Source organism: Actinoplanes sp. NPDC051513 (assembly GCF_044454685.1).
In the GTDB taxonomy this organism is placed as follows: Bacteria; Actinomycetota; Actinomycetes; order Mycobacteriales; family Micromonosporaceae; genus Actinoplanes.
Genome location: NZ_JBITDW010000005.1, coordinates 403,629 through 410,514, shown reverse-complemented (window position 1 = coordinate 410,514; position 6,886 = coordinate 403,629). Strand labels below are relative to the sequence as shown.

The following is a 6,886-nucleotide window of genomic DNA, read 5'->3' as shown; positions in this document are numbered from 1 at the left end:
GCTGCGCGGCCTGCCCTCCTGCGCGGCCTGCCCTCCTGCGCGGCCTGCCCTCCTGCGCGGCCTGCCCTCCTGCGCGGCCTGCCCTCCTGCGCGGCCTGCCCTCCTGCGCGGCCTGCCCTCCTGCGCCGTTTGACCGCCGGCGTCGGGCGTTCGCTGGAGCCGGACCTCAGCCGTGGGCGCGGTCGTCGTAGGGGTCGTAGTCGTCGTATGGCGGCTCGTCGTCGGGCGGCTCCTCGTCGAAGACGAACGGTGCGTGCTCCTCCGTCGCTCGCTGCCGGGGAGGGCCGGCGGGTGGTCGGCGCGCGCCGTTGGACGGTTGACGCGCAGAACCGGATTTCGGCGGCGTGGCGGCGGACGATCGAGGCGGCGCGGCGGCGGATGGCGGCGGCGGGAGCAGGGTCGCGTCGGGCGTGGCGGAGGACGATTGAGGCGACGCGGCGGATGTCGGCGGCGTGGCGGCTGGTGGCCGAGGCGGCGTGGCGGCAGATGGCCGAGGCGACGCGGCGGCGGATGGGGGCGGCGGGAGCAGGGCCGCGTCGGGCGTGGCGGCGGACGAGTCGGCGAAGATGTCGAGGACCTGCTGGCCGAATTTGGTCAGTTTGCCCTGGCCCACGCCGGAGACCGTGCCCAGCTGGGCCAGCGACGCCGGCCGCAGCGCAGCGATCGCGCGCAGCGTCGCGTCGTGGAAGATGACGTAGGCGGGGACGCCCTGCTCCTTGGCAGTCGCCGCCCGCCAGGCGCGCAGACGCTCGAAGTCGGGGGCGGCCTCGGGCGGGAAATCGGGGGCCGCGGCGGCGGACAAACCCGAGGCCGCGGCGGCGCGGGCGCGCTGCGGCTTCGGCGGTTTCGGGGCCTCGCGGCGCATCATCACCTTGACCTGGCCGCGCAGCACGTCGGCGCTGGTGGGCGTCAGCACCAGCGTGCCGTAGTCGCCCTCGACCGCGAGGTGACCGGCGGCCAGCAGCTTGCGGACCACGCCCCGCCATTCCTGGTCGCGCAGGTCGGCGCCGATGCCGAAGACCGACAGCTCGTGGTGGCGGAACTGCAGGACCTTCTCGGTCTCCTTCCCGAGCAGGATGTCGATCGCCTGCCCGGCGCCGAACTTCTGCCCCCGCTCGCGCTGCAGCCGCAGCACCGTCGACAGCAGCTTCTGCGCCGGGACCGTGCCGTCCCACGACGACGGGGGCGCCAGGCAGGTGTCGCAGTTGCCGCAACTGTCGGTGGACGCCTGCTGCCCGAAATAGGCCAGCAGCTCGCCGCGGCGGCAGGAGACCGTCTCGCACAGCGCCAGCATCGCGTCGAGGTGCTGGGAGAGGCTGCGGCGATGGGCCACGTCGCCGTCGGAACCCTCGATCATCTTGCGCTGCTGCACGACGTCCTGCAGGCCGTACGCCAGCCACGCCGTCGACGGCAGCCCGTCGCGGCCGGCCCGGCCGGTTTCCTGGTAGTAGCCCTCCACCGACTTCGGCAGGTCGAGGTGGGCCACGAACCGCACGTCGGGCTTGTCGATGCCCATGCCGAAGGCGATCGTCGCGACCATCACCAGGCCGTCCTCGCGCAGGAAGCGGGACTGGTTGGCCGCGCGGGTGCGGTTGTCGAGGCCGGCGTGGTAGGGCAGCGCCGGGATTCCCTGCTGGGACAGGAACTCGGCCGTCTTCTCGACCGAGTTGCGCGACAGGCAGTACACGATGCCGGAGTCGCCGGCGTGCTCGGTGCGCAGCAGCTCGAGCAGCTGGCGGCGGGGCTCGTTCTTCGGCACGATGCGGTACTGGATGTTGGGCCGGTCGAAGCTCGCCGTGAAGTGCCGCGCGTCGGTCAGCCGCAGGCGGGTGGCGATCTCGGTTCGGGTGGCGCTGGTCGCCGTCGCCGTCAGCGCGATGCGCGGCACGTCGGGCCAGCGCTCGTGCAGCATCGACAGGCCGAGGTAGTCGGGGCGGAAGTCGTGGCCCCACTGGGCGACGCAGTGCGCCTCGTCGATCGCGAACAGCGAGATCTTGCCCCGGTCGAGCAGCCGCTGGGTGGCCGGGACGCCCAGGCCCTCGGGCGCGACGTACAGCAGGTCGAGCTCGCCGTTGACGAACTCGGCCTCGACGATGCGGCGCTCCTCGTAGTCCTGCGAGGAGTTCAGGAAGTTCGCCCGGACGCCGAGCGTGCGCAGCGCGTCGACCTGGTCTTGCATCAGCGCGATCAGCGGGGAGATGACGATGCCGGTGCCGGGGCGGACCAGGGCGGGGATCTGATAGCACAGCGACTTGCCGCCGCCGGTCGGCATCAGCACGAGCGCGTCGCCGCCGCCGGCCACGTGGTCGATGATCTCGGCCTGGGCGCCGCGGAACGACGGGTACCCGAAGACGCGGTTCAGTACTTCAAGAGCGGCGGAGTCGGAAGTCACCCCGCGATAGTAGAGAGGTCGACCGACATTTCGCGGAGGCCTGTGGATAACACCGGACCGCGCGGCAGGCCCACAAGATCGAGGATCACCTGGGCCGGCGCGCCGGCCGAGGCCAGCAGCGTGATCGGCGCGTTCTGCTCGAGATGCCGCGCGGCGACGTGGTGCAGCGCCGACACGCCGGCGCTCGACAGGTGGGTCACCCCGGAGAGGTCCACGCACAGCGGCACCGTGCCGCCCCGGCTGCGCCGCAGCAGCTCCTTGCGCGCGGACTCGGCGGTCACCGCGTCCATCGCGCCCTCGATCCGCACCCGGGTCTCGTCGCCGCCGGGATCCTCGACGATGCGGAACGGGGAGTTCAGGACCGGGGTGGAGGACGAAGGCTGGTCGAGCAGCCGGGCCGGCCGGGTCAGCGTGTGCCGCAACCAGACGGTCGTGCCCGTCGCGGACGGCGAGACCTTGATGCTCTCGACCAGCTGCGAGGCCATGGCCAGCCCGCGTCCCCGGGCCGGCGAGACCGTGGGCGTACGCCAGGCGCCCTGGTCGCGCACCGCGACCGAGACCTCCCCGGTCGGCGTCAGCCAGCCGCTCACCGCCACGACGCTCGCGGCGTGCTCGATCGAGTTGGTCATCAGCTCACCGAGGGCGTGCTGCACCACGAAGGCGTCCTGCGTAGTCGCCCCGGCCGCGGTCAGCCACGCGCCGATCGTCTCGCGGGCGCCGTGCAGCGCGGCGGGTTCCGGCGGCAGGTCGAAATCCAGATCGGCGACCGCGGGTACGCGCTGCGCCGCGAGCAACGTGATGTCGTCGTGGTGGCCGGTGGCCCGGACCAGCATCTCGACCGTCTGCACGCAGACCCGTTCGGCGACGGACAGGTCGGGGTCGGAGAAGGCCCGCCCGGCCGCGCAGGAGGCGGCGACCGTGGCGAGCTCAGCCGCCCCGGAGGGATGCGTGCGCCCGGGCCGCTCGATGATGCCGTCCGAGTAGAGCAACAGCAGCTCGCCCGGGGCCAGATGCGCCCGGCCGATCGGGAACGACCCACCGGTGGCGAGCGGCGTACCGCCCGTACCCGTCAGGAAGCGTGTCTGTTCGGAGGGCGACACCACCAGCGGCGCCGGATGTCCCGCCGTGCAGTAGGTCAGATCGCCCGAGACCGGGTCGAGCGAGACCATGCAGACCGTGGTCGCGTGCGCCGCCGGCGACCGCGACGCGAAACGGTCGGCCGCCGCCAGCGCCTCGAGAATCCCGGCCCCGTCGTCGAGCCGGTCTCGCAGCACCGCCCGCAGCTGGCCCATCACCCCGGACGCCGCGACGCCGTGCCCCACCACGTCGCCGACGATCAGCGCGACCCGCCCGTCGCGCTGCGCCACCGCGTCGAACCAGTCGCCGCCGGCGGCCGTGTCCGCGTCGGCGAGCAGATAGCTCGCCGCCACCTGCAGGCCCGGCAGCACCGGCAGCCCGGCGGGCAGCAGCTCCCGCTGCAGCGAGGTGATGACCTGCCGGCTCTGCTCGTACCGGCGCTGGGCGAGCGCCGCGGCCTGCCGCTGGCGCACCAGCTCGGTGACATCGAACCCGACCGCGATCACGCCCTGGATCTCACCCGCGGGGGAGCGCCAGGGCGTGATGGTGAAATTCGCGAACATCTCAAGAACGGAGCCATCCGGCATATCCAGATTCGCGCGCCATTCTTGGCCGTTGATCGGTTTGCCCGTGCGGTACACCTCGTAGTAGGCGTCGACGAACTGCTGGCCGATCAGGTCGCTGATGACGTCGCGGATCGGCACCCCCTGCCACGGCCGGCCGGGCAGCACGGCTCTGGTCGCCGCGCTGAGGCTGAGCACCCGCAGGTCAGGCCCCTCGCACACGACCAGGATGAACGGCACCTGGTCGAGCGCGGCGAGCAGCGGATCGTCGTCCATCCCCTCATCGTGCCGGACGGGATGCTTCCTTTCCTACTCGGCCAGGGGTAGCTCGATCGTGTGAGACGTGTGCGAGGCCTTGGTGGCCAGATAGCGCACATTCGCCGCGGACATGTGCACTCCGGTCGGGATGCGCTGGGCCACTTCGATGCCGCACGCCTCGAGCTGCGCGGCCTTGTCGGGGTTGTTGCTGAGCAGGCGCACGCGGTCGGCGCCCAGCGCGACCAGCATCTGCGCCGCCGCCGTGTAGTCGCGCTCGTCCTCGCCGTGCCCGAGCGCCACGTTCGCCTCGTACGTGTCCAGCCCGGCGTCCTGCAGCGCGTACGCGTCCAGTTTGGCGTACAGCCCGATGCCGCGGCCCTCCTGGCGCAGGTACAGCACGAACCCGCCCTGCTCGGTGATCCGCTCGGCCGCCTCGCGCAGCTGCGGCCCGCAGTCGCAGCGCTGGCTGCCGAACACGTCCCCGGTCAGGCACTCGCTGTGCGGCCGCACGAGCGGCGCGCGCCCGCCGGCCGCCGACTTGGTCAGAGCGCGCTGCCAGTCGCCGAGGCCGAGGGCGATGTGCTCCTTGCCGTCGACCAGGCCGTCGAAGGTCATCACTCGCGCCGTCGTCGTATAGCCGTCGGAAAAGCGCAGCGGAACAGTGACCTGCTGGCGCACCTTGGCCGTCATCATCGGTATCGGTCCTCCTCGTTGGTTCCCCGCTGGTCTATGCCCACCGCCGAGGTCACCGGAACGCAACAGAATGCGAACGTGCTTGTCATCGTCGCGCGGATTATCTTGGACGCAACTTTCGACCGGGGTGACGATCGTCGCTCTACTGGAGGCGTCATCGGTGGTTGAGCGTCCTTACACGCTGTTGAGCTGTGGCATGTCGATCGATGGATATCTCGACGATGCTGCCCAGGACAGATTGCTGCTGTCCAACGACGCCGACTTCGACCGGGTCGACGAGGTGCGCGCCGGCTGCGACGCGATCCTGGTCGGCGCGACCACCATCCGGCAGGACGACCCCCGCCTGATGGTGCGCTCGGCGGAACGGCGGGCCGCCCGGGTGGCGCGCGGCGAGCGGCCACACCCGGTGAAGGTGACGGTCACCGGCAGCTGCGACATCGACCCGGCCGCCCGCTTCTTCACGCTCGGCGAGGTCGACAAGCTTGTCTACTGTGCCACGCCCACCGTCGGCGACGCCCGCAAGCGGCTCGGCGAGGTGGCGACCGTGATAGACGGGGGTGACCCCGTCGACCTGCGCATCGTCACCACCGACCTGGCCGTGCGCGGCGTGCGCCGGCTGATGGTCGAGGGCGGCGGCAGCATGCACACGCAGTTCCTCACCGAGGGGCTCGTCGACGAGCTCCAGCTGGTGATCGCGCCGTTCTTCGTCGGCGACTCCCGGGCGCCGCGCTTCGTCAGCGACGGCGACTTCCCGTGGGGTCCCCGCCGGCGGGCCCGGCTCGCCGGGGTCCGCCAGATCGGCGACGTCGTGCTGCTGCGGTACGCCCTCTCCGACCGGTTCCGCGAGAAGGACTGACATCAGGCGCCCGTGCGGGCCAGCTCACGCTGCGGCGTGCCGAACGTGGCGGGCACGGTCACGGCGGGCGCGGGGGAGACCGGCGCTGCCGCCCGTACGGAATGATCGACCGCAAGTGGGCGGACGGCCCGGACCACGACGACGAACGCGCCCGGCATCGCGGCCACGAAGGCGAAGACGCCGTAGACGACGGCCGTGGTCAGGCCCTGCGTCGCGCTCAGGCCGGCCGCGCCGAACGCCCACGCGGTCACCGCCTCGCGCGGACCCCAGCCACCGATGTTGAGCGGCAGCGACATGGCCAGCAGCGCCAGCAGCATCAGCGGGGCGAGCCGCAGCAGCGAGGCGCTCGAACCGGCCGCGCGGGCCGCGACGACGAACGTCGCGAGGTGTCCGGCCAGGACGATCGCCGAGGCGAGCGTGATGCCGGGCCAGTTGCGCCGGGCCAGCAGGCCGGTGCGGATCTCGGCGAGGCCGGTGCGGACGCCGGCCGCGAGCCTCGAGCCGCCCTGCCGCAGCCTGCGGCAGGCGAGAAGGACCAGGACCGCGGCCGCGGCGATGCTTCCGGTGACGACGGCGGCCACCAGGCCGTGCTGCTGGAGCAGGGTCAACACCGGCGAGGGTACGGTGAGGAGCACCGCGACGCCCACGCCGATGAGCACGATCTGGCCCGCCGTGCGCTCGAGCACCACCGCGCGGACGCTGCGCCCGACATCGCCCTCGTCGCGGCCGTGCTTGACGGCCCGGTCGACGTCGCCGAGCACGCCGCCCGGCAGCGCCGCGTTGAGGAACAGCGCCTTGTAGTAGTCGGCGATCGCGCCGCGCAGGCCGAGCCGCAGCCCCAGGCCCCGCGCGACCAGGCACCACCGCCACGCGCTGAAGACCGTGGTGACGACCCCGATGGTGAACGCCGTGAGCAGGGCCGGCATGTCGAGCACCCGCAGGCCGTCGACGAAGGCGCCGGTGCCGAGCCGCCACAGCAGCACCGCGAGGATCCCGGCCCCGCCGAGAAGCCGCAGCCATGGCCAGATCGATCGCGTCACGTCGCCG

At 72.6% G+C, this 6,886-nt stretch carries 5 protein-coding genes; 1 reads left to right on the top strand and 4 read right to left on the bottom strand.

Annotated elements, in window-relative coordinates; genetic code table 11:
- Positions 1-166 precede the first annotated feature (166 nt).
- Genes recQ through ribA form a run of 3 tightly spaced genes read right to left on the bottom strand, consistent with a single transcriptional unit; the run spans position 167 to position 4,983 of the window.
- Positions 167-2,392 carry a DNA helicase RecQ gene (gene recQ / locus ACIA5D_RS19785; RefSeq protein ID WP_396031475.1) on the bottom strand — a complete coding sequence of 742 codons (2,226 nt, stop codon included), beginning with the start codon at positions 2,390-2,392 and terminating at the stop codon, positions 167-169.
- Complete coding sequence (locus ACIA5D_RS19780) at positions 2,389-4,308, bottom strand: SpoIIE family protein phosphatase (RefSeq protein ID WP_396031474.1); 1,920 nt, start codon at positions 4,306-4,308, stop codon at positions 2,389-2,391. The genes recQ and ACIA5D_RS19780 overlap by 4 nt, the downstream gene beginning before the upstream one ends.
- Positions 4,309-4,341: 33 nt before the next feature.
- A complete protein-coding gene (ribA, locus tag ACIA5D_RS19775; RefSeq protein WP_396031472.1) occupies positions 4,342-4,983 on the bottom strand; it encodes a GTP cyclohydrolase II in 642 nt (213 codons plus the stop codon).
- Between the two features lie 160 nt (positions 4,984-5,143).
- Here ribA and ACIA5D_RS19770 point away from each other — a divergent pair, with 160 nt between their 5' ends.
- A complete protein-coding gene (locus tag ACIA5D_RS19770; RefSeq protein WP_396031471.1) occupies positions 5,144-5,839 on the top strand; it encodes a RibD family protein in 696 nt (231 codons plus the stop codon).
- Between the two features lie 2 nt (positions 5,840-5,841).
- Here ACIA5D_RS19770 and ACIA5D_RS19765 read toward each other — a convergent pair whose 3' ends face one another.
- On the bottom strand, positions 5,842-6,879 hold the full coding sequence (locus tag ACIA5D_RS19765; protein ID WP_396031469.1) for a lysylphosphatidylglycerol synthase transmembrane domain-containing protein: 1,038 nt from the start codon (positions 6,877-6,879) through the stop codon (positions 5,842-5,844).
- Between the last annotated feature and the right edge of the window lie 7 nt (positions 6,880-6,886).